Raw genomic sequence first — 24,735 nt, 5'->3', positions numbered from 1 at the left:
CTCCTGCATCCGTCAACGCCTCCCTCCGGGGGGCGTCAACCGTTACCGCGGCGGAAGGCCCCCACGGTAAACAGCAGCAGGACGAACCCGACGACGGAAGCGGCTCCCGTGAACATCTTCTGGAAGGAGGCATGGCTCTTTTGCTCCTTGTTCAAATCGGCCAGTTCCTCTTTGGAGGCCCTGCCCATGGCCGCCCGTGCCCTGTCATAGGCATTGGAAGCCTGTGCTTCTTCCTTCTGGGCCCGTGCGAATGCCTCCCGGACGGTTTTGGATTGTTCCCTGTATTCTGCGGTTGCCAGCAGATCGTCGTCCGTCACGTCCATCATGTCCGGCACTTTTTCCTCCCTGTTGTCTGCCAGAGCGGTATCTTTCTGTTCAGTCAATTTTTTTTCGGCGTTTTGCAGGCGGAGTTCCTGCTTGACGGCCTTTTCTTCCTGCGTCGTCAGATCGGCGTCCAACTGGCGAATTTTCTCATTCGTGCCGGCGATTGCGTGGTGGATGCGGGCCAGTTGTGCCTGCAAGGCTTCCGTATTGACTTTCTGGGAAGGAGCACGGACGGCGGATTTTTTCTTGGTTTTGGAATCTTCCCGCGATTTTGCCGCCTCGCGTTCCGCATCCGCCAGTTCCTTTTGGATGCTTCGCTGCTTGTCCGTCAGTTTGGCAAGAAGGCCCCTCATTTGCTCTTTTTTCTGGAGCAGTTCCTCCCGGGCTGATTTGATGCTTTCCCTCTGCTTGGCGGCGCGCTGCCGGAAGTGTTCCATTTTTTGGTTGTGATCGTTCACTTCCTCCTGATGGTCCTCCATGGCTTTCCGGTAGGAGGCATCGACATTTTCCTGATACTGCTGCCTTTTTTTATCCAGATAATGCGCTTGGAATTTTTCCAACGCCAGCTCCGCATCCCGCGTAGCGTCCTGGGCGTTGTTCAATTTTGTGCGGCTTTCGTTGACAGTTTGCTGCAGTGTCACGGCTGCTTCTTCCATGGTCTGTTTCCGGGCGGCTAGGGCCTCTCCTTCCGGTGTGATTTTATGTTGGTAATACCAAACGGAGAGACCGGCAGTCAGGATAGTCAGCAAGAGAAGTACGTAGCGCATGGGAATGTTCCAACGATTCGGGTAAAACTACAAAAATAAGGCTCTCTTGTCAATCAGGCAGAAATGAAGAAAGACCGCACTCCCTTAGTATTAAGGAGAGCGGCCTTTTTGCCAGGGATGTTCCAGACAGCTCCGGAAGCATGGCGCGGATCAAACGTCCAGAGAAAAGGCGGTTATGGCGTCTATTTCTTTGGCAATTTTGTTGAGTAGTTCGTCGGAAACGGGCTTGTTGGTTTTGAGGACGGCCAGGGCTTCCTGGGTGGAGTGGTCGGCCGGGGCGGCGATGTTGTCGATGTTGATGCCGTTGGAATACAGGGCTGAACCGATGATGGCAATGATGCCGGGGCGGTCCTTGTAGTGCAGGAAAATGGTCGTTCCGCGCAGGTCGGCATACAGGCCGTTGAAGTTGTTCAGTCGGGAGACCATGGGAATGCCCTCCGTCACGACGCCGCGCACACTGGTGTTGAAATATTCCCCTTCGTCCTCCATGACCACGTCCAGCGTGATAGAATCTTCATAGGGCTTGTCGTCCTTGGGTTCGCGGGCCTTGAAGACAATGCCGTGCTCCCGCAAAGACTCTTCCGCGGCGGGAGGCATGAGCCCTTTTTCCGCGTGCGGCAGCAACCCTTCCAGAATGGGGGCGGTGAACCATTTGCGGAAAACGCGCAGATTGCCGTAAAAGGTGCATTCCACACGGCGTATGGGCTTGTTGCCGCCGGCTTTGCGGGCCAGGGCAGCCAGCAGGAAGGCCAGTTGCAGATGGGCCGGATTGAGGCCGTTGGGGGATTCCCCGTTGACCACGCAGGAGGTATCCCCGTCGGAGAAATAAGCTACCATCTGTTCTGCGGCACGTTTGGCGGCCTTGGTGTTGGCTTCCCTGGTATTGGCTCCCAGATGGGGCAGGAGCAGGTCTGCCACAGCGGCGGAGGGTTTCTCTCCGGCGGCGTCCTTGGGATGCACGTCCGTCAGGTAGCCGATGGTTTTGCCGGCGGCTTTTGCGGCGGCCAGGGCTTCTTCATCCACTACCCCGTAGCGGGAGCAGTTGATCAGGACGGCTCCGTCCTTCATGCGGCTGATGAGTTCTGCATTCACCATGTGGTGGGTGGAGGGACCGCCCGGAACGTGCAGGGTGATGATGTCGCACTGGGAGAAAATGTCTTCAATGCTGGTGGGCGTGACGCCGATGTTCAGGGCGCGCTGGCGGGCCAGGAAGTGGTCATACCCCAGCAGGGTGGGTTCAAAGCCCTGGAGGCGTTTGACGAGGTTGCGGCCGATGTTGCCCAGGCCGATAATCCCCACGGTCTTCTTGGTCAACTCGCTGCCCATGTACTTTTTCTTTTCCCACAGGCCGGCGCGGGTGGTAGTGTCCGCCTGGACAAGATGGCGGTAATACGCCAGGATCATGGCCATGACTTCTTCCGCCACGGCATTGGAGTTGGCGCCCGGCGTGTTCATGACGTCCACATTCTTCTTGCGGGCGTACACGATGTCGATGTTGTCGTAGCCGGCTCCGGCGCGGATCACCAGTTTCAGAGAGGGAAGGGAGTCCATGATTTCCGGAGTGACTTTTTCACTGCGGACGATCAGGGCCACGGTATCCGGGTGGCTGGCTGCCTGTACGTCCAGGGGCGTGTCCGCGTCTTGGATGACTTCATATCCAGCCGTTTTAAGTGTGTTGGCCGCTACGTCGGAGAGTTTGGTGGGAATGAGAACCTTGTTCATGTTGATATGGAAAAAAGAGAGTTATTGTTCAATGGTGTGGACGAAAAGCCCGCTGCGCAGCTTGGGCTCGAACCAGGTGGATTTGGGGGGCATGATTTCCCCGGCGTCCGCCACGCGGAACAGGTCGTCCATGGTGACGGGATACAGGGAGAAGGCCAGCGCCATCTCTTCGGCGCAGCGGCGTTCCAGTTCTCCCAGGCCACGGATGCCGCCTACGAAGTCGATGCGGTCGCTGGTGCGCGGGTCGTCAATGCCCAGGATGGGAGCCAGCAGGTGGGCTTGGAGGATGGCGCAGTCCAGGCTTTCAATGGGATGGTCCGCGTCGAAAGTGCCCGGTTTGGCGGTAAGGGAATGCCAGCGGCCGTCCAGATACATGCCGAATTCATGCTTGGCGCGCGGGGCGTAGCTTTCTCCCGGAACGGTGTCTGCGGGGACCACGTCGAAAACGGTTTGAAGCTTTTGCATGAACTCGTCGCGGCTCAGGCCGTTCAGGTCGCGCACGACGCGGTTGTAATCCATGATGAACAGGTCCTCGTCGCAGAAGACAACCGCCATCAGATAGTTGAATTCTTCCTGCCCCGTATAGTCCGGGTGCGCCTTCCGGCGTCTGGCGGAGACGGCGGCGCTGGAGGCCGTGCGGTGGTGGCCGTCCGCAATGTACAAAGCTTCCACTTCCTCAAATCCTTTCCGGATGGCCTCAACGGTTGAGGGATCTGCAACAGGCCACAGAATGTGGGTTACGCCGTCCTCCGTGGTGAAATCGTATTCCGGCTTATGAAATTTGATCCATTCCCGGATGATGCGGGAAATCCCATCATGCTTCCGGTACGCCAGAAAGACCGGTTCCGTCTGCGCGGAACAGGCATCGAAATGCTCGATGCGGTCCAGTTCCTTTTCCCTGCGGGTCAGTTCATGCTTCTTGATAGTGCCGTTCGCATACTCGTCCACGGAGGCGCAGCCGACGATGCCTGTCTGCACGCGGCCCCACATGATCTGGCGGTAAATGTAAAAGGACGGTGCGCCGTCCTGGACGAGGTAGCCTTTCCGGATGAAGGCCTCCAGGTTTTCCTTCGCCCTGGCGTAGGTTTCCTGGGCATGAATGGCTTCCTCGCCCGTATCAATGTCGGAACGGCAGATGTGCAGGAAAGAGGCGTCGTTTCCGGCGGCCATCTCTTTGGCCTCCTGATGGTTCATGACGTCGTAGGGCAGGGAGGACACCCGTGCGGCCATATCCCGTGGAGGCCGCAGGGCGGGAAAAGGGTGGAGAGTGGACATGGAAAAGATGAACGGTTAGGAGTAGCGGCGATGATACAGGGAGCGGATGGGGGAGACAAGCCCCGCTAAAATACATGCCGCAATGAACGGCGGCGTATGCCGGACGGGAAAGCCTGCCGAATCGGAAAAATGGAAGAATCCGGAAGATGCCCATCCGGGAGAATCTTCTCCCTGTGAAACGGGTTGCCACTCCCTCTTTCCCGGCTGTCCGGGAAAGAGGGAACGGGAAGGGAGTGCTAAATTTTGAGGATATCCACAATGTTGGAGGTAATGGAGCGCATGTCGTCCATCGTCAATTCACCCATGTGGGCGATGCGGAACGTCTTGTTCTTCAAATCGCCGTAACCGTTGCCAAGCTGCATGCCGCGTTCGATCAGCGCGTTGTTCAGCGCGGCGACATCAATGTCGCGTGTGTTGCTGATCACCGTCAGGGTGCGGGAAAGGTGGTCGCGGTTGGCGAAAACGCTGAAATATTCGTCCGCCCAGGAGCGCACGAACTCGGCCATGGCTTCATGGCGTGCAAAGCGGTTGTCCACGCCTTCCTGCATGATGCGCTGGAGCTGGAGGTCCATGGCGTACATGATGGAAACGCACGGGGTGTTCGTGTACTGGTAATCCTTCTTCTGGATGGTGTCGTAAATGGAACGCAGGTCAAAATAGCAGCCGCGGTTGGGAACGGAAGCGGTGCGTTCGTAAGCCTTCGGGGAGAGCGTACAGACGGCCATGCCGGGAGGCAGGGCCAGTGCCTTCTGGGTGGAAGTCACCAGCACGTCCACGCCCAGCTTGTCCGTTTCAATCCGGGAACCGGCGGCGGAGCTGACGGCATCCATGCACCAGACGACATCCGGGTACTTTTTAAGTACTTCCGAGATTTCTTCCACAGGGTTCTGAATGCCGGTGGAAGTTTCGTTGTGCGTGATGCAGATCGTGTCGTATTTGCCGGTGGACAGGGCGGCGTCCACCATTTCCGGGGTGGTGGGCTGGCCGAGCTCGCTCTTGAAAATGTCGGCGGGGACGCCGTTGCCCGTGGCGATCTTATACCACTTGTCGCCAAAGGCGCCCACGGAGAAAATGGCGGCGCGCTTGGCGGTGCAGGAGCGCACGGCGCCTTCCATCAGGCCCGTGCCGGAGGAGGTGGAAAGCAGGATTTCCTGTTCCGTCAGCAGAATGCGGCGCAAATTGTTGGAAATGCGGCGCTGCAGGGCGGAGGCCGCCTTGGATCGGTGACCCATCATCGGGCCGCTCATGGCGGCGAGTACTTCAGGTGCTACTTCGGTGGGTCCGGGAATGAATAATTTGGTTGCCATTGGTTTTAGAAACTGGGTACGTGTACTATAGCGTCTCCAGACGGTTTGGCTATTCAAAATTCTTTGCGGCCGGAGGAGGCGGGTTGCGGGAAGTGCGGTTTCACCATGGCACGGCATTTCTCATGCCATCCAGGCCGTTATTCCTTTCACGAGCCAGTAGCCTCCGAAGAAAAGCCAGGCATACAGCAGCGCCGCCAGCAGGAAGGGCCGCGCTCCGGCTTTCTTGAATTTCTCAAAGCTGGATTCCGCGCCCAAGGCCGTCATGGCCATGGTCAGCAGGAAGGTGTCCAGGGAATTGATGGCGCTTACGACACCGGAAGGGAGCAGATGCAGGGAATTGAAGCCGATGACGGCCAGGAAAAGAAAAGCGAACCATGGGATGGTGATCTTCCGTTTTTCCCCGGCCTGTCCGGCGGCGGCTTCCCTGCGGGAAAGAATGATGCTCAGGATGACCAGGACCGGGGCCAGCATCATCACGCGGATCATCTTGACGATGATGGCCGGGTCTGAAATGGCCTGTCCCATGGCGTTGCCGGCGCCGACCACGTGCGCCACCTCATGCAGGGTGGCTCCCGTAAACAGGCCCATTTGTTCCGTCGTCAGGTCCAGCATTCCGGCCCGGAACAGGGCCGGATAGAGGAACATGGAAAGCGTTCCGAAGATAACGACGGTGGAGACAGCCACGGCCGCCTTGTACGGCTGGCTTTTCACGACAGGTTCCGCCCCCAGCACGGCGGCGGCTCCGCAAATGGAACTGCCGATGGAGGTCAGCAGGGCCGTATCCCGGTCCATCTTCAGCAGGCGGCCCAGTCCCGCGCCCAGCAGAATGGTGAAGGCCACGACGACCGCGTCAATAAGCAGGGCGGCGCCTCCGATGTCGATCACGCTCTGGAACGTCAGCTTGAATCCGTACAGCACAATGCCCGTTCTCAAAACCTGCTTGGTGCAGAACTGAATGCCGGGGACCCACGTTTTCGGCAGATGGTTGCGCAGGCTGTTGGCGTAAATCATCCCCAGCACGATGCCGACGATCAGCGGGCTGAAGGAAAGGTGCTTCACCCATTCGAAATCCGCAATGTAACAGGCGGAAAAGGAGAAGAGAACGATCAGCAGAATGCCGTGCAGGGGATTGGCGAGTCGTTTGGGAGACATGGTTTTGGAGAATGATGGTTCGGAACGTTTGCGGCCTTCCGATGGCCACGAGTCGGACGGCTGAGCGGGATGTATACTTCTATTTCATGATTAAATCTAATCAAAAACGTTTATGGTTGATTAGATTTTGTTATAATAGCTCTTGCAGAACCTGATGAACAACTCGTTGATCCTGCTGTGGTCTCCATGCCCGGTTGCGAAATGGAAGGAGCGGCGGATTTCCATGTGGCGCAGGGGGATTCTTTTCAGGTTTCCCTTCTTGAGCTCTTCCCTGACGGCCAGGGAGGAAAGGAAGGAGCACGCCGAAGAATGTTCCAGGTAAAGCTTGATGCTCTCCGTATTGCCCAGTGTCATCAGGACATGCAGTTTGGACGGGGAGACCCCCTGGGCTTTCAGCGCTTCCTCCACGATCCTCCGCGTGCCGGATCCGGGTTCCCGCATGATCAGAGGGATGCCGGAAAGCTGGGCGGCAGTGAGGCCGTCCCGGGGCGCCGGCGCGGCCTGTGTTCCTCCCGCCAGAATAATTTCATCAGCCAGAAAGGGGAGGTAATGGAGGTCCTTTCTGGTTGCCGTGCCTTCCACAATGCCGAGCTGTACGGTTTCATCCTGCACGGCCTGTTCTATTTCTTCCGTATTGCCGCTTTTCAGCCGTATGCGGATGTCCGGGTAAAGGCGGCTGAACAGGGCCAGGAGGGGAGGGAGCACGTATTGGGCCATCGTGGAGCTGGCGCCCAGGTTCAGCTCTCCAGACACGGGCACATTCCCGGCGGACGCCATGTCTTCGTTCAATGCCTCGTATTCCTTCAGAATCCTGCGGGAATGGATCAGCAGGCGGCTTCCTTCCCCCGTCAGGACAATGCCCCGGCCTTCCCGTTTGAACAGCCGCGCGTCAAGCAGGCGTTCCAGTTCCTTCACATGGCGGGTGACGGCAGGCTGGGTGATGAACAATTCCTCCGCCGCGCGGGTAAAATTGAGGCGCCGCGCGACCGTTTCAAATACCTTCAGCCGGAAATCCGTGATCATGGGAGGAATGATGCCATTCAACCATGCCGCCCTGATTCCGGCAAGCCTCTTTCCTTCCTTCGTTTTTCCCTGAGGAAGCTGATGGAAATAAATAATTTGTTATGACATAATGACGGCTCGTCCGGCTTAACAGGAAGGAAGAGAACGGGTCATGATGAGAGTCAGATTATGGACGATGGCGGCGGCCGCATTGTTTTTATCCGGATGGGCTTCTGGGGAAGGGCGGAATAAAAAGATGGAGGAATGGCTGCTGCCTTCCGGTACGTTGAAAGCGTTTGCGGAATACATGCCCGCCTATGGAAAGCGGGCGTTTCCCGGACCGGATGCACGGGAGGCGGCTCGGCTGGAACAGGCAGTGGATGCCGCCAGGAAAGCGAAGGATGCCCGCGCCCTGGCGGAAGCCGCTGCCAGGCTGGATGCCTATTGGCAGTCAAAGCTGGATGCCCTGTATGCTCCCGTGGCTGCATGGCTGTCTTCACGGTGGTTTGTGAAGGCGGAACTGATTCCGTACAAATATGGCAGAGCGTACGAAATGCCCATGCAGGAATTGCAGGACGAACTCGTCATGCTTGCCTGGGCGGCGACGCAGGCCGCCTGGGAGAAATTCCTTCAGGCGGATGAAGAATTTTACAGGGCATGGATTCTGGCCGAACGGAAGCGCCGGGAATATCCGGACTTGGGGGAAACTCCGTTCCGGGAGAAGCTGGGGGACATGGAAGAGGCGCAGGTGCTGGTGCGCCGAGCTTTAAAAAAAATGGAAAGGATCATGGCCATTGCCGATACGGCGTGCGCGACGCATGCCTATCCCCTGGTGGATGCCGTTCCCGTCCACCCCGGATGGCAGGAGGATGATCCCGTTCTGCACAGGGTGGAGCAGGCCGTATGTTCGTCCGACTATCCTTTCATCAAATCCATGATGATGGAGTACCGGAATTACTGGAAAGCCCGTCTGGACGGCATCAGGACGGCTCTGCTGAGAGAGGACGGCTACAGGCCCGGTATGGAAACCGGATGGGAGAAAAAACTGAAAATGGCGAATCGTGCCTGGAGGTATTATGTGATCATGTCCGTGGAATACGAGATACAACCCGGAATCTATTTCTGGAGTTCCGGTATTGACATTTACATGACGGCACACTGGACATGGCTGTACCGGCAGCGATGCCGGGATTTGATGACGCTGGCCGGACTGGCGCCGGAAAGAAGGGCGGAAGGTTTTGAATGTCCTTCCCGTTCCTTTGCCGGATTCGGGGAGGCGCGTCTTGCGATGGAGCGCAAGGCCTCTGCCGGAGGGCCTTTGGCGGCGGAATACGCGGAATTGGCGGAGAATCTGGAAAAACTGCGCACGGATTTGGATGATGCCGCATCTCCGTGGCGGGCCGTTTTTTTAGCCGTCAGGCTGAAGGATGAGGACGCGCTCCGGCTGTTGACATCCCGTATCCGGCTGCATGAACAGCACGCTCTTCTCAAGGGCGCGGTTACGCCGCTCATGGAGGCCGCCGAGGCGGGTTCCTCCGGGATGGTCCGGATTTTGGGGACATGCTGGGGAATGATCAATGCGGAAGACTGGCGAGGGCGGACCGCACTGGACATCGCCCTGGAACATGGTCATGGGGAAGCTGCATCCCTGATCCGGGAGAATGGTGGAATGACCGGAGCGGAGAAAAGAAGGAAAGAAGAGAAGGAGGCTGCCCGCAAATAGAGACTTTTTCGGACAAGGCGCCTGCCGGGAGCCGGCTTGACGGCATGCTTCCATGGTTTCCGGAACATTTCCCCGGTGAATTCCGTACGAAGCCCGGACTGAAAAACGGCGTGGGGCTGATGAGGAAATGCCGGCGATTCAGGCTTGTCCCTGTTCATTTTCAGCCGTCTGTTCCGTCATGGGTGACATTCTGTTGCCGCTCATCGTCTGAACGGTGATGCCCGGCGGGGACTCCAATGCTTATATGAAACTGCATTCCATGATCATTACCGGCGCCGCCGGACTTATGCTGTTGGGGGCCTGTTCCCCTTCTTCTTATCAGACTACGTTTCCGGAACCGGCTTATGTGAAGGTTTCCGCCAATAACGGCGCATACGTTCCGTATCCCGCCAATCCTCAGGGGCAGCAGGAATTGGTGTACTGGTACGAATCCCTGCGTGAACCCCTGACCGTTGTTGCGGAAGTGCCGCCCGCTCCCCTCGTCACCAGGGGCCCTGGTCCGGTAATTCTGGATTCCGACAATTTTTCCGCGAAGCTTTACCGCGACAGGACGGAAGTGAAGAAGAAGGACAAGGACGGCAAGTGGGTTACCAGCGTGCGTCCCACCACTCCGGCTGACCAGCGCATGAGGAATTACATCATTGCGAGCAGAAAATCCCGTTAATAGCAGTTTTTACTGCCCTTGAAAAATAAGAATCCGGCCTGTTCCTTGAAAAAGCGAACAGGCCGGATTCTTTAAAAGAGTCTGCGGCAGTTTCCCCCTGCGTCCGGAAATGCGGGAGGAAACAACTCTCCGTGCTGTTTCCCGGCAGGCGGCCTTCAGCAGGGAGCAGGAGCCGGCATCCGCGGATGCGGACCTTCAATCACAGGTCTTCCAGCGTCCATTCATCCTTCCATTCCAGCTTGATCTGGTCGCCTTCCCATTTCATGGGCAGCCACAGGTAGCGTCCGTCGATGGCATTCTTGGGCCGCCAGATGTCCGCCATGAAGATGAATTTGCCGGGCTTGCCCTGCACGGGCAGAATGTACGTGCTTTGGCCGCCGAAGGTGATGCCCGCCTTCGGGCCCACGCAGGGGTTTTTGAGTTCCTTCCACGGTCCGGCAATCCGGTCGGCCACGGCGCTGCGGGCGGCGTTGGGAGCCCAGCCGGAACAGCCGGAAGCGATCATGTAGTATTTGCCCTTGTGCTTGCAGATGGCGGGAGCCTCCATGTAGCGGTTGACGAAAGCCCGGACGTATTTTCCGTTATGCCCGGTGTAGTCCGGCGTGAGTTCCGCTATGTGGAGCGTGATGTTGCCTTCCGAGGAATAGATATGGTAGGCCTTGCCGTTGTCGTCCACAAAAATGGTCATGTCCCGGCTCATCTGGCCGCCGGGATAGTCACGCCTGATGATGCGGACGTAGTCGGGCATTTCCTTGGTGAACTCCGTGGTCTGGTCCTTTTTGTCCAGGTTCAGGGGCCATTTGCCCGGATTGACGCGCCCGGCCCTCAGGAACGTGAACGGCCCGGTCGGCTTGGTGGCCGTCGCCACTCCCGCATACGCGGAACCATAGCCTTTCCCCTTGAGCTCCAGATGGAACCACATCACGTACTTTTTGGTCTTCTTGTTGTAAACCACTTTGGGACGTTCCAGGATGCAGCCCTTGGCGATGGGGTGGGAATTGTCCCCTTCCACCACCTTCAGGGCGATTCCCTCGTCCTTCCAGTTGTACAGGTCCTTGGAGGAATAGCAGTGCACGCCCACCTGGGCGCGGTTCCCGGCGTCCCCTTCAACCTTGTGTTCCCCGTACCAGTAATAGGTTCCCTTGTCGTAGAGGATGCCGCCGCCGTGGGCGTTGATGTGGACGCCGTTGTTGTCCGTCCAGATTTCTCCGGGCTTGAAGGAAGTGTGCCTGACGGGGACGTCCGCCGGAGAAAGGGCGGTCATGCCGCAGAACAGGCAGAGGGAGAAAAAGGCGGTTGAAAATGTTTTTTTCATATTCTTGAAACAGGTTGCGTGTTCGTATTCTTACAGGTCTTCCAATTTCCATTCGTCTTTCCATTCCAGCTTGATCTGATCGCCGTCAAACTGGATGGGCAGCCACAGGTAGCGTCCGTCGATGGCATTCTTGGGCCGCCAGATGTCCGCCATGAAGATGAATTTGCCGGGCTTGCCCTGCACGGGCAGAACGTAGGTGCTTTGGCCGCCGAAGGTGATGCCCGCCTTCGGGCCCACGCAGGGGTTTTTGAGTTCCTTCCACGGTCCGGCAATCCGGTCGGCCACGGCGCTGCGGGCGGCGTTGGGAGCCCAGCCCGTGCATCCGGAAGCGATGAAGTAGTATTTGCCCTTGTGCTTGAAGATGGCGGGGGCTTCCATGAAACGGCCCGGAAAAACGCGTACGAATTTACCCGTGTGCCCGGTGTAGTCCGGGGTGAGCTCCGCAATGTGCGTGGTGCTGTTTTCCTCGGAGGAATAAATGTGGTAGGCCTTGCCGTCGTCGTCCACAAAAATGGTCATGTCCCGGCTCATCTGGCCTTTTTTAAAATCTTTCTTGAACATGTCCTCGGAGCGGACGCCTTCCGGAAGGGCGCTGGAAGTAAGGCCTGGCACCCCCTTGAAGGTTTCCATGGTCTGGTCCTTCTTGTCCATGTTCAGGGGCCATTTGCCCGGATTGACGCGCCCGGCCCTCAGGAACGTGAACGGTCCGGTCGGCTTGGTGGCCGTTGCCACTCCCGCATAGGCGGCCCCGTAGCCTTTCCCCTTGAGCTCCAGATGGAACCACATCACGTACTTTTTGGTCTTCTTGTTGTAAACCACTTTGGGGCGTTCCAGGATGCAGCCCTTGGCGATGGGGTGGGAATTGTCCCCTTCCACCACCTTCAGGGCGATTCCCTCGTCCTTCCAGTTGTACAGGTCCTTGGAGGAATAGCAGTGCACGCCCACCTGGGCGTAATTGCCCGCGTCGCCCTCCACCTTGTGTTCCCCGTACCAGTAATAGGTTCCCTTGTCGTAGAGGATGCCGCCGCCGTGGGCGTTGATGTGGACGCCGTTGTTGTCCGTCCAGATTTCTCCGGGCTTGAAGGAAGTGTGCCTGACGGGGACGTCCGCCGGGGAAAGGACGGCGGCGCCGCAAAACAGGAGGATGGAAAGCAGGGGACTGATGATATTAGTCATGACTGTGTGAGGATGCGGAAGTGGTCAGTGAATGGTCGGGATGGCCGTACAGTTTGTCCCATGCCCTGGAAAGGGCGTACAGGGCATAACCGGTACCATAGAATTTGTGATAATTGTACAATGGATAGTCCCACCAGGAACCGTCTCTTCCCTGGCGCGCAAGGATGTCGCCGGCCAGCAGAGACGCATGACGTTTTACCTGATTGGGGGCCAGCATGTCCAGACACATTCCTGAATAATAATATCCATAATAGAAAAAGTACCCGGAATTCTGTGCGAAGCTTTCATGCGGAACCGGCTTGTGGAGGGCCATGGTCAGCCAGCCCCTGCGGCTCCACAGGCGGTCCAGTCCGTCCACAAGCTGGCGCATGGAAACATCTTCCGGTTCCCACAGCTTGATGGCGTAATCGCAGGCCGGGGTGCGGGCCAGGCTGCCGGTGTGGCGGTTGATGGGTCTGCCGGGATAATAGGAGTGGCTCAGGGAGTAAACATAGGTTCCGGCCGGGGTACGCTGGGATTTGAGGAATTTCAGGGCCCGGCGGAATACCTTCTCATCCAGGGAAAGGCCGAATGTCTTACCGGCCATCCATGCGGAAATGAGAACGGTCCCGGTCAGGAAGGAGGTGGGTTCCGATGCTGGCCGTTCGCTGAATCCGATGTAGGTGAGATAGCCCCAGCCCCCCTTGGCGGAAGCCAGTTCGTTGAGCCTGTCCACCTGGAGGCGGGCGCAGTCCATGAGTTGTTTGTAGCGCGGGCTTTCGCGGTCCAGCCCGGCCGCACGCATGCTCATGGCGTCCAGCACGTAGGTATGCGCCCAGATGTTGTAAACGCAGAGGGCGTCCCCCCGCTTCAAATGGGGCATCGTCCGGATCAGGTAATCTTCCGCGCGGGTCATGGCTTCCCGTACCTTTGGTTCGTCCCGCAGGGGAGTGGCGTTAAGTCCCGCGATGCACAGGGCCGTGCTCGCCGTCTTGAAGGTGAGCGGGCCGTCCGGATAGGGGCAGAGAATGTTCCATGTGCCGATCACCCGGTGGTCTCCCCAGGAGCCGTCCCTGTTCTGTTTTTCCAGCAAAAAATCCACGCCGCGGCGGAATGCCGCGCTGAATTGTCCGCGTTCAGCAGGAGGAATATCCGGAATTTTTGCAATGGAAATGGTATCCTTCCGGTTGCCGGGTACCGTTTCCGGTTCTCTGGCGGAAACAGCCAGGGACGCAAGCAGAAGCAGGCTGGAAAGCAAAAGGCGGAACATGGTCAGGAAGCGGGCGGGGTGGTGGGATAAAGCGCGCTCCGGACCCGGGAAACGGCGAACAGGGCGTAGCCGGTGCCATAAAATTTGTGATAATTGTAGAGGGGATAGTCCCACCAGGAGCCGTCCTTCTCCTGCATGGGCAGGATGTCGTCCGCCAGATGGGCTGCATGGCGCGGCAGCCGTTCCCGGGGTACCTGGTCAAGGCAGCGGGCGGCGTAGTAATACCCGTAGTAGAAGAAATAGCCTGCATTTTGCGCGAAGCTTTCATGAGGGATGGGTTTCTTCACCGCCAGGGAGAGCCACCCGGAGCGGCTCCAGATGCGTTCCAGCCCGTCTTCCAGCTGGCGTCTGGAAACAAAAGCCGGATCGTACTGGATCAGGGCCAGGTCTCCGGCGGGGGTGCGGGCCAGGCTGCCGGTGTGGCGGTTGATGGGCCTGCCGGGATAAAACATGTGGGATATGGAATACACATAGCTCCCGGCCGGCGTCCGCTGTTTTTCCAGGCTGGCGACGGCGCGCTTGACAATCTGGGGGTCGGCCTGGAGGCCGAATGCGCGTTCGGCGTCCTTGAAGGCAATCAGCACCGTAGCCGTCAGGAAGGAGGTGGGTTCCCCCATCGGCCGTCTGGAAAAAGTTTTAAAGGTGTAGTAGCCCCAGCCGCCTTTGACGTCCGCCATCCAGTTCAGCGCCTCCACCTGCAGTGCGGCCACTTTCTTGAGCTCCGTGTATTGCGGGGAGTTCTCAGGCAGATTTTCAGCGGCGCGGCACAGGGCGGAGAGGCCGTAGGCATGACCCCATACGCCGAGGACGGTGCGCGTGTCTCCGCGCTTGAGCAGGGGAAGGGTGGCAAGCAGGTACTGGACGGCCCGGTCAATGGCTCCCTTGACGGCGGGTTCATCCTTCAGCGGACTGGCGAGCAGGCCGATGACGCACAGGGACGTGCAGGCGGTCCTGAATGACCTGGGGCCTTCCGGGTAAGGGCAGATCACATTCAGCCCCTTGGTGCGCGTGTGGTCTCCCCAGGAGCCGTCCTTGTTCTGGCTGGCCAGAAGGAAATCCGCCGCCCTGCGTATGGACTGGTCCAGCGTTTCCCGGGAGGGGGGCTCCACGTCCGGAACCTTTTCAATGGGAATGGTGTCTCTTTTTTCCCCGCCTTCCGTCGGCACAGGTGCGCCAAGCGCCGTGCAGGCACTCAGAACGGAGAGGAAAAGGACGGCCTTGTTCATGCGCGGAAAAGAGATCAGGCCTGCTGATCCTTGATGGTCACCTGGACGGGCAGTCCGGGAGCGAATATCTGGCTGGCGGGAACCTTGGGCGTCACGATGATGCGGCGTTTGCCGTCTGCTCCGGGAATGGGGCTGGCTTCCGTGATGACACCGGGAATCTGCATGTTCGTCACCTTGATGACGACGGTTTCCCCCACTTTAGGCGTGGCGGTGGAGTCTGGAAGGGTGGCCTGCACGATCAGTTCCGAGTCCGGGGGAACGATGGTGGCTATTTTGTCAAAGGCTTCCAGCTTGCCGCCGGGCTTGAGCTTTTCTGCCACGGGAATGGCCACCCATTTGTCCGCCACGTAGCCTCCGTAAAGCAGGATGCCGTTTTCCGGAGCCTTGAAGGAGGCCATTTCGCGGTCGGCTTTTAATTCGTTGTATTTGTCCTGGAGGCGGCGCAGGGACACCTCCGCTTCCGTAAGGGCTATTTTTTTCTGTTCCAGGTCGAATTCCGCCTGCTTGCGGGCTTCCGCCAGGTCCGTCTGCTTTTCCTTCACGGCCGTGGCGAAGTCTTCGCCCAGGCGGTGGATATTGCGTAGCTTGGCCAGTTCCGCGACCAGTTTGGCACCCTGGACGGCGAACTCGCTTTCTCCGAGTTCATTCTTCAGCCGTTTCAGGATGATTTCCTCCGTTTCTTCCGCCACCTGGTCGTCCTTGTACATCTTGGTGAGCTGGTTCAACTCCTCCTGCTTGTAGGACATGTAGCGCAGGGCCTTGTTGACGCGTTCCTCCTCTTCCGCCAGCATGCGGGCCTTGCGCTTTTCCAGGAAATCCTTCTGGTCCTCCTCCGTGCGCGTCAGGGCCGTCTGGAATTTCTGAAGGCTCATGGCGGAACGCTCCTTCTGCTGGTCCAGCGCGTAACGGAGTTTCAGCACTTCCAGATTCTTGCTCTTGATGGCCCGCTCGTAATCTTCAATGCTCTTGTCCAGCGTACGGAAATCCGCCTGGGCCACGGAATCTCCCTTCTTGACGGAGCTGCCCTGGGGCATGATGCCGATCAGGAAAATGTCGGAACTTCCCTTGGGGGCAAAGGAGATGGACTTGGTGTTCTTTTTGGGCAGCAGAATGCCTGGAGCGATGGAGTCGGCCAGGGCGGCTCCCCCCATGAGGAGAGCGGCGAGAAGGCCGGTGGCGGTAAGGGATGTATGCTTCATATACAATGGTATGCAATCGGAGATGAATCAGGATTGGCGTGCGGAGAATGGGACGAAGCGCCCCTTCTTTCCAAGAATAACGGTGTGAAACGTAGTTTTCTTTCCTTTATGTGAAGCGGGCACCGCTTCCGTGCTGACTTCGAAGCCCGCTTTCTGCAGGGTGCGCACCAGCCGGGTGTCCGGACGGGCTACGGTGATGACCAGCAGGCCCCCCTGCTTGAGGGCGGCAAAATAATCGGAAGCTTCCGCTACGCTCAGGTTCATGCGGTCGTGCGTGGAACGGCACAAAATGGCGTGAAAGGCCTTCTGCTGCTTGCGGGCTACCTGGAGAGCGGTGGAAAATTCCACGCTGACGCGGGGATCATGCAGGAATCCGGGACGTTCCCCATCCAGAAATTCCCGGTGCCAGTCCACCAGCTCCCTGCACGGTTCCGCCACGACGAAGCTGGCTTTTTCCCTCTGGACCTGGTCCATCAGGGAAAACAGGGTGAAGCCCAGGCCAAGGCCGTCCAGAAGGAAGGAGGGCTGGTTGGCCCTCTTGACGGGCGCCGTGGCAATGGCCGCCGCCGTTTCATTGCTTCCGTGGGAAAAACTGGAAGCCGTCTGCATGCCGTCCCTGAGCAGAAAATGGAAGCCGTCCCGTTCCCAGAGTTCAAGAATGGAGCCGTCGGGCAATTGTGTGGAAGCTAGTTTGGTAATGGGTTTCATATCAAATAATGCCGGTCGGACAGCGTAGGGAAGAACGCTTTTCAGGGCAAGTCCGGACAGCGTGTTTGGAGAGGAATACGGGCCTAATTGAAAAAAATTGCATGGAAAACGAACTTTGCGCATTCTTTTTCTTGATTTACGGACGGAAATAAGCGAGAGCTATCTTTCAGCACAGCTATTTTTTCCGATATGAGTAATCCACCACCCCCCTCCATTCCGGGCGGTACTCCGCCGCCGCCCACTCCTCCGCCGGCTCCGGCAGCGCCTTCCGTACCCCAGCCGCCCGTACCTCCTGCCGCGCCTCCCGTGTCCGGAGCACCCGCGCCGGCTGCTCCGCCCGCAGCTGCCGCTCCTACCATTCCTCTCCGCCCTGCCGGCCTGGGAGGAGGGATCAAGCTTGGCGGCGGCCTGAAGACGGTTGCCCTTGGCTCCGCCACCACTCCTGTGGCTCCCGCAGCAGCGGCCCCTACCGTTCCCCTGGCTCCTCCCGGTGCAGGGATGGCTACCGCGCAGCTTCCGCAGGCCACCATCGGCCTGAATACGGCTCCCGCCGCGGCTCCCGTTTCTTCCGCTTCCTTTACGGCAAAAAAATTTGAACAGGACTCCGAGGAGGGCTCCAATACCCTTCTGAATGTTCTTTCCTTTGTTGCCCTGGCTTTTGCCCTGGCATTCGTCGGTTACCAGTATGCTACGGATACGTTGGAATCCCGCAGCATGACGGGCTGGCTGGGCAGTGAAGAAAAGCCTGCCGCCGCAGCTCCCGCCGCCAGCGACGAGTCTGCCGATGACGCCGCCGCCGAGGAAGCGTCTGAAACGTCTGACGAAGCCGCTGCGGATGCCCCTGCTGATGATGCGTCCTCCGATGTCGCCGACGACGAAGAATAAGTGAACATAACGGTTCTCCAAATACTCTAAGCGGTACTATGGCAAACGTATTTTCTGAAGCAAATTTTGAGGATGAAGTCCTGAAGTCTGACATTCCTGTGCTTGTCGACTTCTGGGCTACATGGTGCGGCCCCTGCCGCATGATCGCTCCGATCATTGACCAGTTGGCTACGGAACTTGCCGGCAAGGTCAAGGTGGGCAAAGTGGATGTGGACGCCAACAACGGCCTGGCCGCTACCTATGGCGTGCGCACCATTCCTACTCTTTTGATCATCAAGGATGGAGAAATCATGGACACCATGGTGGGCGCCACTTCCAAGGACGCCATTCTCCAGCGCCTGCGCCCGGTCATGTAACCGTTCGCGATTATTGATTTAATACCGGCCTCCGGTGGGAAAATCCTGCCGAAGGCCGTATTTTTTATCCGGGGGTGCTTCCTCTGCCTCTTCTGGATGGCGCTTGGGGTGCCTCTTGATCTGCCGGAAAAGCAGAATTTGTTTTTAGCAAACAAACTTGGGACAAGACAGAATTTGCGCAGAACATGTGCCTGAAAAGGCGGGAAAAGCGTGGTTATCCTTTATTTCTCGTGTCCGGTTATTAGTTTCCCATGTGATTATATTTCGTAGGCACAGCCGGGGTTTCTTGTGAAAACAAGCGGTTTCCCTTACAATTGAGCAGAGAGGATATTCTGGTCCTTCCGGACGCGCCTCATTCCTGCATAGCGGTACGTAGCTGGCAGCAGGGCCTTTCTTAAAGAAACCCTGCGGAAAGAAGATCAAGGAAAAAGAGCCGTCAGGCATATTGGCTGCCGGATGCAGTACCTGCAGCTTGTTTCCCATTCTTGTGGGGGAATGGACGGACGATAAGAAATAGGGAAAAGCAATATTCGTTCTTATCAGAACCATGATATTTGTTTATCCCATATGTTGAATTGGCTGGAATAAATCCATAAATTTGCATATGATCCATTAATTTGATTTTTTCAAGACAAACATCTCATGACGAATAGTAGGAATAATTTCTAAAACATTTGCAAGCAACAATATATCGGTAAAAAAGGAAGATATTATCTTCCTTGACTTCCTTCTGTATTATATATAAATTTAGTTAATATGAAGAAATTAATAAAAATAATGATTTTATTTTTATTAGGTGCCGCAGCGCTGTTTGCAGCCTACTTGTATATTAAACAGCAGACGGTGGACAGCAGACAAAGATCCATGGCTAATACGGCGGCAATTTCAAGTATGTTTCTATCGTCCGTTTCCCATCAGTACCACTGCCGTTTCTCTACTTTGGGCGGCACCTGGTCCCTGGAAAAATTCACGAAGTCATATGGATTGGCTTTTGAAAATGAAGGCAATCCTGAAGCCTGGCAAGAATTGAAACGGCGCATTAATGACGGGACGATAGAAAAAGAATTTTATAATTTGTGGATATACATCGGAGCTTCTCCCACCATTGATATGGAAATTAATGAGGAGAATAAATTTATTAAAGTTATCATCAGTACGGAAAAGTCTCCATCCCAGAGTATGTTTTATCATTTATGAAAAATGGATAAAACAGGAAATAACCCCGCTTCTTATTCGAAAATCATATCGGTCGCACCATTTATAAAATTTATTTCGCGTAACGTATATTTTTATTTTTTCTTAAGAAATTGAAGCCATGCCTTTAATATTTTTATTTTTTATATTGTACTTGATCCCCTTGTTTCTTTCCGCCATCGCGAAAGATTCGGAAATATCGCTCATTTTTAATATCATAGCTATCATCTTCGGCAGTGTTCCTGTTGTTTTAATTACGCTTACACTATGTTTGGTCCATGGAATAGCATACGGGTTGCTTGCAGGATTATTGTTGTTTGTATTATTGTTTTTTATCAGCAAGGGGATTCGTTTTGTTATTTTTAAAGCAGTTTCAACTAATGTAAATTGAAATCTCCTGAATATTCAGGAATATATAATACAAAATGAAGAATTATAAATGAATGGGAAGAAATGAATTTTCATTTTATCCGTTTTTATTGCTATGAAGCCGATCAAATTTCTTCTTGTTCCCGTAGCACTGTTTTTGGGACTGGGGAATTGCATCGCTGCTGGAGATGCTGAACTCCCCGGCAAATGGACGACTTTCGGAAAAGGAGAAGAACGGGGGCGTTTTGCCCGGTGCTTCATCATCAGTTATCCAAGCAGTTTCACCATTGATCCCGCCAGTGGAATATCATTTAGTCCCGATATAGGAAGAGATGTTCGCATTCCGGAGGGAAACCTGTACACCCTTGTTTTGCATGATGAGAAAAAATCATTGGAAGTCAGGGCCAGCACCTACGGATTTATAACCGAGGACTTTTACGTCCCGCGCGGTTTTGAGACCCCGAGGGAGGTCATACTGGCTGACCTTTTCACTCACAGACCGATAACTAAAATTATTAGAACAAAGCATTACGATCTTTTTTACAGTGAAACGGACAAGAGAGTGTGCGCACTTTATCTGTATCGAAAGGAAGGCTGGAATGCGAGCTATCAAACTCTCACATTTTTATTTCGCAATGGCACCACTTTTGAGGATCATGAGGAAATTGTTAAGAAAATCATGGAGGGGTTTATCCCGTATTTTGCGCGTTCGGACTAGTTCATGTGGGCGGTGTTTCTCCCGGGGTAAGGTTGGGGAGCCGGAGTTGGAGATTATTAGATATAGAATCTTGTAAAGTTCTTTCTCAGGAACCGCGGGGTTGCTTGAGGGCTGTATTCCAGGAATTGTTGATCCAGCCTTTTCTATGCGTGTTTCAGGTTTTCCAGTCCTTTTCGGTCAAGAGGCATTCCCGGAGAGGATGGGGAGAACCGGGATTTTAACGGACAGGCGGGTTTAAATGGATGAATCCGGCAGACAATGTATATCGGGCCGTCTGCGGGGATGCAGGCCGTTGCGAAACTTGTTCCTGTCCGGCGGTGACGCACCCGCTTGCTTCATTCCTTTTTGCTTGGCATGAGGAGCATTGCGACATACATTGAAGAATAAATTCCACTGGGTGGAGTTGCCTTTCAACATCCCTGACGCCATGAAATTCATTTCTTTCTTTTTGTCCGTATTCACGAGTTGCTGCCTGCTGTCCGCTGCTTTGGCAGGCGGTGACATGGCTCCGGATTTGAAGTCCGGTTCCTTCTGGAGTTCGTCCAGGGAGGACTTGTTCGGCAAGTATTTTAATGGAGAAGCGGGCGGCTGGGTGGACAAGGAGAAAACCCAGCTCCGCATGGCCAGGCCCCGGATCAAGATAGGGGAAATTTCCCTGGGAGAGACTTTGGTGAACTGGAAGGATAATACACCCCAATCCATGACCGTCATGATTTACAACAAGGGGGACAACGGGGCGATTGACCGGGATGAGTTTGAAGCGCGCCTGGAGCGTGTCAAGGCGGCCCTGGACACCCTCACCGGCGTGAAGTCCAAGGAATACCGCGCCTCCCGCCGTGAAGCCGTGGTGAAGGTGAACGGCTGGTCCTGGGTATGGGACAAGGGAGCCGCCGTGGTGGAGGCCAACTCGTCGCGTGAGGGCCGGGAGTTCGAGGCGGAATTCATCCGTCTGAAAGTAGGGCCTACGGAAGCTTCCATCGCCCGGGCGGACACGTCCTCCCGCGCGAAAAAGGCGGACATCAAGCAGCATGTGAAGAAGGAAGGGAAGCGCATCGTGATTCAGGACATCCCCATGGTGGACCAGGGACAGAAAGGCTACTGCGTGGTGGCTACTGCCGCCCGTGTGTTCGCTTATTATGGAATGGATTATGTGGATCAGCACGAACTGGCCTCCTTGGGCAATACGTCCGCTTCCGGAGGAACAAGCACTGCTGAAATGGCGGAAAACCTGAAGAAAATAGGAGCGCGGTTCCAAATCAGGATCCGTGTTCTGGATTCCCTGACGGATTACCGTGATTTCAATAATATATTGAAATCCTACAACCGGGCGGCTTCCAAGCTGAAGAAGGAGAAAGTGGACAGCCAGACGAGCTGGCCGGCCTTCTGGGACAATGCGGACGGTGAAGTGCTTAAACTGGCGCGGGCGGGTTCCCAGAGCCAGGTGGACAAATGGATCAATTCCATCCGCCCCTATATTACTGCGGGTATTCCCGTTCTCTGGTCCGTGCAGCTGGGCATCGTGCCGGAGCCCAAGAGGCTGTCCCAGACCCGCGGCGGCCACCTGCGCCTGATCATTGGCTTTGATGAGGAAAAGAAAACGGTCATTTTTTCCGATTCATGGGGCGCGGAGCATACAGAGAAAGAAATGCCCGTGGCTGACGCCATCGCTATCACGACGGGACGCCAGGTCCTGCAGCCGTCCAAATAAGTACGGAAGGCTTTTATAGCCTGACGAAAGAATCGCAGAATATTTCCCTTTCCGGGGCACTTCTGGCTGGCTTGCGGGCAGGAGCGTATTATACTTGCGCCATGATCAGCAGAACATTGGTAAAACACGCCCTGTCCAGTGAAGCGGAGATTCCGGACATGCTGGTGCAGGGCTGGGTGCGTACGCGCCGGGATTCCAAGGCGTTTTCCTTTCTGGAGATCAATGACGGCTCCAGCGTGGCCTCCCTCCAGGTGGTGGCGGATGCGGGCATCCGCGGCTATGAACGGATTGCAGAGATGACGACCGGGGCCGCGGTGAGCATCCGCGGCGCCCTGGTAGCCGGGCAGGGAAAGCAGCGCTGGGAATTGCGCGCTTCTTCCCTGGAGCTGGTCGGCGCCGCTCCGGAATCCTACCCTCTGCAGAAGAAAGGGCACACGCCGGAGTTTCTGCGTTCCATCGCCCATTTGCGCCCTCGCACCAACCTGTTCGGCGCGGTGTTCCGCATGCGCAGCCGTCTGGCTGCATCCATCCACCGGTTTTTTCAGTCCAGGGACTTTGTCTGGGTCAGTACGCCCATCATTACCGCCAGCGATTGTGAAGGGGCGGGAGAAATGTTCCGCGTAACAACGCTGGACGTGGGTGATGCCGCCTCCCGCGACGCCGCCCGGGATTTCTTCGGGAAAGCGGCTTATCTGACCGTGAGCGGACAGTTGGAAGGGGAGGCTTTTGCCTGTGCCCTGAGCAATATTTATACGTTCGGCCCCACGTTCCGGGCGGAAAATTCCAACACTACGCGCCATGCGGCGGAGTTCTGGATGGTGGAGCCGGAAATGGCTTTTTGCGACCTGCGCGGGGACATGGACATGGCGGAGGCATTTGTCCGGGAGCTGGTCCGTGACGCCCTGGAGAACAGCGCGGAAGAGATCGAATTCCTGAACCGGTTTGTGGACAAGGGTCTGCGGGAGCGCCTAGAGCACGTGAAGGATACGCCGTTCGTGCGTTGTTCCTATACGGAAGCCGTGGACATTCTTCTCAAGAGCGGGAGAACATTTGATTTTCCGGTCTCCTGGGGAATCAACCTGCAGAGCGAGCATGAACGCTTCCTGACGGAGGAACATTTCAAGAGCCCGGTCATCGTGTACGATTATCCCAAGGAGATCAAACCTTTCTACATGCGTCTCAATGACGACGGCAGGACCGTCACCGCCATGGATGTGCTGGTTCCCGGAATCGGCGAAATCGTGGGGGGAAGCCAGCGCGAGGAACGGCTGGACATTCTGCTGGAAAACATGAAGCGGCAGGGCATGAACGAGGAAGCCTACCGCTGGTATGCCGACTTGCGCCGTTACGGTTCCGTTCCCCACGCCGGATTCGGAGCCGGGTTTGAACGCCTGCTGATGTTCATCACGGGCGTAACGAACATCCGGGACGTGCTGCCGTTTGCCCGCACGCCGCGGAATTGCGAGTTTTAACGTTCAGGCGGCAGGCCGTGCCGCCGTTTCCGGCCGTGAAGCATATGGACCTGCAGTCCCCTTTTTTATAGGGTAAACGGTCTTTCCGCGGAGTGGAGAAAATCAAAAGCCCGGCTTTCCCTGGGGAAAAGCCGGGCAAAATGGATTGCCGGGAAACGGTGGTTATTTTCTTCTGCGTCTCAAGAGCAAGCCTCCCAACCCCAGAATGCCCAGGGAAAAAGTGGCGGGTTCAGGGACGGTTTCATAATTGATAATTACCTTGGTAACGCCGTTTTCAGTGATCTGGGTGACGTTTGCCTGTACCTGAGAGGTGCTGGCAATGTTCAGGCCGCTCAGATCCAGTGTCAGGGGACCGTCCCACTGGTCGGATTTAATGCTGGCCAGCTCAATGGTACCGCTTCCGGTCAGGCTGTTCATGTCCAGCGTTCCGGTGAAATGGACGGAGTGGTGATTGACCCAGAAATTGGTGATGTCAGTAGCGGTCCAGGAACCGTGTTCCGAGGCGGTAAACGTTCCGAAGTTGAGAGTAAAGTCGCGGCCCAACCCAAAAGCGTTCGTTGATTCAAAAACCAGATGGGCATTGCCTTCCAGGGTGATGGAATTGACATTGAGATCCCCCTTGGCCGGACTGCAGACCAATGTACTTCCGGAACCGATCTGGATGGTGTTGGTGGCTCCGAAAAAAGCCTCGCTGTCTGACCAGGTAATGGTGCCCGCATTCTGCCCGATGACGGCATCGTCATTGGCGCTGTGCTGGGGATAATAGCCGTTCGGGGAACCGTTTACCGTCCAGTTGCCGGAATCTCCGTAAATCCCGTTGTTGGCCGCTCCGCTCCAGATATAGGTGGCTGCCTGGGAGATACCGCCCAGCATGCAGCAGAAAACACAAAATGCAGATAATTTCATTTCCAATAAATAGTTCAACGGGGCGGATGTAACGGATTCTCAATCCGGCTTTATAGTTAAGTTAATTGTTAAACATTTATTTGGAGCATATTATAAATTAAAAAAAGCTTATTGAAAACTTCCTTCATTTGTTTTTAAAAGCAGGAATGTTTTCTTTTAAAGGGTTCTTTAAAAAATATTTGAATTGACGCCGGATTGAGAATCCGCAGGAAACAATATTTTATCTTCTTTGCAACATACAAAGAGCAGGAACATGAAAAAGTGGATGCGCGGGCATGGAAAAACCCTTTCCCGCACAAGGCGGGAAAGGGCCTACCA

Annotated in this window: 22 protein-coding genes; 8 read left to right on the top strand and 14 right to left on the bottom strand. The window is 56.1% G+C overall.

Annotated elements, in window-relative coordinates; all coding sequences use genetic code 11:
• Nucleotides 1-35: 35 nt before the first annotated feature.
• From V3C19_RS12005 to V3C19_RS11980, 6 genes are all read right to left on the bottom strand, one after another.
• The gene (locus tag V3C19_RS12005; protein WP_295931940.1) at nt 36-1,091 is read right to left on the bottom strand and encodes a hypothetical protein; all 1,056 of its coding nucleotides are present in this window, start codon (nt 1,089-1,091) and stop codon (nt 36-38) included.
• Between the two features lie 150 nt (nt 1,092-1,241).
• On the bottom strand, nt 1,242-2,813 hold the full coding sequence (locus tag V3C19_RS12000) for a 3-phosphoglycerate dehydrogenase family protein (protein ID WP_130084260.1): 1,572 nt from the start codon (nt 2,811-2,813) through the stop codon (nt 1,242-1,244).
• A gap of 21 nt (nt 2,814-2,834) precedes the next feature.
• Complete coding sequence (locus V3C19_RS11995; protein WP_295931938.1) at nt 2,835-4,088, bottom strand: DUF1015 family protein; 1,254 nt, start codon at nt 4,086-4,088, stop codon at nt 2,835-2,837.
• A gap of 236 nt (nt 4,089-4,324) precedes the next feature.
• Entirely contained in the window at nt 4,325-5,395 is a 1,071-nt protein-coding gene (locus tag V3C19_RS11990) for an alanine--glyoxylate aminotransferase family protein (protein WP_295931935.1), read from the bottom strand.
• 120 nt (nt 5,396-5,515) lie between these two features.
• A complete protein-coding gene (locus V3C19_RS11985; RefSeq protein ID WP_130084263.1) occupies nt 5,516-6,547 on the bottom strand; it encodes a YeiH family protein in 1,032 nt (343 codons plus the stop codon).
• A gap of 120 nt (nt 6,548-6,667) precedes the next feature.
• On the bottom strand, nt 6,668-7,570 hold the full coding sequence (locus V3C19_RS11980) for a LysR substrate-binding domain-containing protein (RefSeq protein WP_130084264.1): 903 nt from the start codon (nt 7,568-7,570) through the stop codon (nt 6,668-6,670).
• Between the two features lie 151 nt (nt 7,571-7,721).
• Here V3C19_RS11980 and V3C19_RS11975 point away from each other — a divergent pair, with 151 nt between their 5' ends.
• Both V3C19_RS11975 and V3C19_RS11970 read left to right on the top strand, forming a co-directional pair.
• A complete protein-coding gene (locus tag V3C19_RS11975; RefSeq protein WP_130084265.1) occupies nt 7,722-9,272 on the top strand; it encodes an ankyrin repeat domain-containing protein in 1,551 nt (516 codons plus the stop codon).
• 244 nt (nt 9,273-9,516) lie between these two features.
• Nucleotides 9,517-9,936, top strand: a complete 420-nt coding sequence (locus V3C19_RS11970; protein WP_215434308.1) for a hypothetical protein — start codon at nt 9,517-9,519, stop codon at nt 9,934-9,936.
• 199 nt (nt 9,937-10,135) lie between these two features.
• On the opposite strand, the gene V3C19_RS11965 is transcribed toward V3C19_RS11970, so the two are convergent.
• The 6 genes from V3C19_RS11965 to V3C19_RS11940 all read right to left on the bottom strand — a co-directional run bounded on the left by V3C19_RS11965 (nt 10,136) and on the right by V3C19_RS11940 (nt 16,809).
• Nucleotides 10,136-11,200, bottom strand: coding sequence for a glycoside hydrolase family 43 protein (locus V3C19_RS11965; protein WP_162851890.1), 1,065 nt, complete (start codon nt 11,198-11,200; stop codon nt 10,136-10,138).
• A gap of 81 nt (nt 11,201-11,281) precedes the next feature.
• Complete coding sequence (locus tag V3C19_RS11960) at nt 11,282-12,427, bottom strand: glycoside hydrolase family 43 protein (protein WP_130084267.1); 1,146 nt, start codon at nt 12,425-12,427, stop codon at nt 11,282-11,284.
• Nucleotides 12,420-13,676 (bottom strand): prenyltransferase/squalene oxidase repeat-containing protein, encoded by a 1,257-nt coding sequence (locus tag V3C19_RS11955; protein WP_295932254.1) that lies wholly within the window; start codon nt 13,674-13,676, stop codon nt 12,420-12,422. The genes V3C19_RS11960 and V3C19_RS11955 overlap by 8 nt, the downstream gene beginning before the upstream one ends.
• 2 nt (nt 13,677-13,678) lie before the next feature.
• Nucleotides 13,679-14,902: a prenyltransferase/squalene oxidase repeat-containing protein gene (locus V3C19_RS11950; RefSeq protein WP_130084269.1), complete on the bottom strand. Its 1,224-nt coding sequence runs from the start codon at nt 14,900-14,902 to the stop codon at nt 13,679-13,681.
• A 14-nt stretch (nt 14,903-14,916) separates the two neighbouring features.
• The gene (locus tag V3C19_RS11945; RefSeq protein ID WP_130084270.1) at nt 14,917-16,101 is read right to left on the bottom strand and encodes a hypothetical protein; all 1,185 of its coding nucleotides are present in this window, start codon (nt 16,099-16,101) and stop codon (nt 14,917-14,919) included.
• Between the two features lie 27 nt (nt 16,102-16,128).
• Entirely contained in the window at nt 16,129-16,809 is a 681-nt protein-coding gene (locus tag V3C19_RS11940; protein ID WP_130084271.1) for a hypothetical protein, read from the bottom strand.
• Nucleotides 16,810-16,998: 189 nt separating this feature from the next.
• Between V3C19_RS11940 and V3C19_RS11935 the strand changes: the two genes are divergently transcribed.
• The 4 genes from V3C19_RS11935 (at nt 16,999) to V3C19_RS11920 (ending at nt 20,331) form a co-directional block, all read left to right on the top strand.
• Nucleotides 16,999-17,694, top strand: coding sequence for a hypothetical protein (locus V3C19_RS11935; RefSeq protein WP_130084272.1), 696 nt, complete (start codon nt 16,999-17,001; stop codon nt 17,692-17,694).
• 38 nt (nt 17,695-17,732) lie between these two features.
• Entirely contained in the window at nt 17,733-18,050 is a 318-nt protein-coding gene (trxA, locus tag V3C19_RS11930) for a thioredoxin (RefSeq protein ID WP_067572089.1), read from the top strand.
• 756 nt (nt 18,051-18,806) lie between these two features.
• Nucleotides 18,807-19,247 (top strand): hypothetical protein, encoded by a 441-nt coding sequence (locus V3C19_RS11925; RefSeq protein WP_130084273.1) that lies wholly within the window; start codon nt 18,807-18,809, stop codon nt 19,245-19,247.
• 481 nt (nt 19,248-19,728) lie between these two features.
• Nucleotides 19,729-20,331, top strand: coding sequence for a hypothetical protein (locus V3C19_RS11920; RefSeq protein ID WP_295932260.1), 603 nt, complete (start codon nt 19,729-19,731; stop codon nt 20,329-20,331).
• A gap of 234 nt (nt 20,332-20,565) precedes the next feature.
• Here V3C19_RS11920 and V3C19_RS11915 read toward each other — a convergent pair whose 3' ends face one another.
• A complete protein-coding gene (locus V3C19_RS11915) occupies nt 20,566-20,835 on the bottom strand; it encodes a hypothetical protein (RefSeq protein WP_161981379.1) in 270 nt (89 codons plus the stop codon).
• Here V3C19_RS11915 and V3C19_RS11910 point away from each other — a divergent pair.
• Nucleotides 20,834-22,039, top strand: coding sequence for a C39 family peptidase (locus tag V3C19_RS11910; RefSeq protein ID WP_161981380.1), 1,206 nt, complete (start codon nt 20,834-20,836; stop codon nt 22,037-22,039). The genes V3C19_RS11915 and V3C19_RS11910 overlap by 2 nt on opposite strands.
• 104 nt (nt 22,040-22,143) lie before the next feature.
• Nucleotides 22,144-23,511, top strand: coding sequence for an asparagine--tRNA ligase (gene asnS, locus V3C19_RS11905; protein WP_192907208.1), 1,368 nt, complete (start codon nt 22,144-22,146; stop codon nt 23,509-23,511).
• Nucleotides 23,512-23,673: 162 nt separating this feature from the next.
• Here asnS and V3C19_RS11900 read toward each other — a convergent pair whose 3' ends face one another.
• Nucleotides 23,674-24,417, bottom strand: a complete 744-nt coding sequence (locus V3C19_RS11900) for a PEP-CTERM sorting domain-containing protein (protein ID WP_130084277.1) — start codon at nt 24,415-24,417, stop codon at nt 23,674-23,676.
• Between the last annotated feature and the right edge of the window lie 318 nt (nt 24,418-24,735).

Origin of the sequence: Akkermansia sp. AE01SA01 (genome assembly GCF_036417395.1) — a bacterium.
In the GTDB taxonomy this organism is placed as follows: domain Bacteria; phylum Verrucomicrobiota; class Verrucomicrobiia; order Verrucomicrobiales; family Akkermansiaceae; genus Akkermansia.
This window is presented reverse-complemented; position numbering and strand designations above follow the sequence as displayed.

Bases quoted from the DNA above. Each gene is read 5' to 3' on its own strand.
- V3C19_RS12005 (WP_295931940.1), bottom strand. From the start codon at position 1,091: ATGCGCTACGTACTTCTCTTGCTGACTATCCTGACTGCCGGTCTCTCC.
- V3C19_RS12000 (WP_130084260.1), bottom strand. From the start codon at position 2,813: ATGAACAAGGTTCTCATTCCCACCAAACTCTCCGACGTAGCGGCCAAC.
- V3C19_RS11995 (WP_295931938.1), bottom strand. From the start codon at position 4,088: ATGTCCACTCTCCACCCTTTTCCCGCCCTGCGGCCTCCACGGGATATG.
- V3C19_RS11990 (WP_295931935.1), bottom strand. From the start codon at position 5,395: ATGGCAACCAAATTATTCATTCCCGGACCCACCGAAGTAGCACCTGAA.
- V3C19_RS11985 (WP_130084263.1), bottom strand. From the start codon at position 6,547: ATGTCTCCCAAACGACTCGCCAATCCCCTGCACGGCATTCTGCTGATC.
- V3C19_RS11980 (WP_130084264.1), bottom strand. From the start codon at position 7,570: ATGATCACGGATTTCCGGCTGAAGGTATTTGAAACGGTCGCGCGGCGC.
- V3C19_RS11975 (WP_130084265.1), top strand. From the start codon at position 7,722: ATGATGAGAGTCAGATTATGGACGATGGCGGCGGCCGCATTGTTTTTA.
- V3C19_RS11970 (WP_215434308.1), top strand. From the start codon at position 9,517: ATGAAACTGCATTCCATGATCATTACCGGCGCCGCCGGACTTATGCTG.
- V3C19_RS11965 (WP_162851890.1), bottom strand. From the start codon at position 11,200: ATGACCGCCCTTTCTCCGGCGGACGTCCCCGTCAGGCACACTTCCTTC.
- V3C19_RS11960 (WP_130084267.1), bottom strand. From the start codon at position 12,427: ATGACTAATATCATCAGTCCCCTGCTTTCCATCCTCCTGTTTTGCGGC.
- V3C19_RS11955 (WP_295932254.1), bottom strand. From the start codon at position 13,676: ATGTTCCGCCTTTTGCTTTCCAGCCTGCTTCTGCTTGCGTCCCTGGCT.
- V3C19_RS11950 (WP_130084269.1), bottom strand. From the start codon at position 14,902: ATGAACAAGGCCGTCCTTTTCCTCTCCGTTCTGAGTGCCTGCACGGCG.
- V3C19_RS11945 (WP_130084270.1), bottom strand. From the start codon at position 16,101: ATGAAGCATACATCCCTTACCGCCACCGGCCTTCTCGCCGCTCTCCTC.
- V3C19_RS11940 (WP_130084271.1), bottom strand. From the start codon at position 16,809: ATGAAACCCATTACCAAACTAGCTTCCACACAATTGCCCGACGGCTCC.
- V3C19_RS11935 (WP_130084272.1), top strand. From the start codon at position 16,999: ATGAGTAATCCACCACCCCCCTCCATTCCGGGCGGTACTCCGCCGCCG.
- trxA (WP_067572089.1), top strand. From the start codon at position 17,733: ATGGCAAACGTATTTTCTGAAGCAAATTTTGAGGATGAAGTCCTGAAG.
- V3C19_RS11925 (WP_130084273.1), top strand. From the start codon at position 18,807: ATGAAGAAATTAATAAAAATAATGATTTTATTTTTATTAGGTGCCGCA.
- V3C19_RS11920 (WP_295932260.1), top strand. From the start codon at position 19,729: ATGAAGCCGATCAAATTTCTTCTTGTTCCCGTAGCACTGTTTTTGGGA.
- V3C19_RS11910 (WP_161981380.1), top strand. From the start codon at position 20,834: ATGGCTCCGGATTTGAAGTCCGGTTCCTTCTGGAGTTCGTCCAGGGAG.
- V3C19_RS11915 (WP_161981379.1), bottom strand. From the start codon at position 20,835: ATGTCACCGCCTGCCAAAGCAGCGGACAGCAGGCAGCAACTCGTGAAT.
- V3C19_RS11900 (WP_130084277.1), bottom strand. From the start codon at position 24,417: ATGAAATTATCTGCATTTTGTGTTTTCTGCTGCATGCTGGGCGGTATC.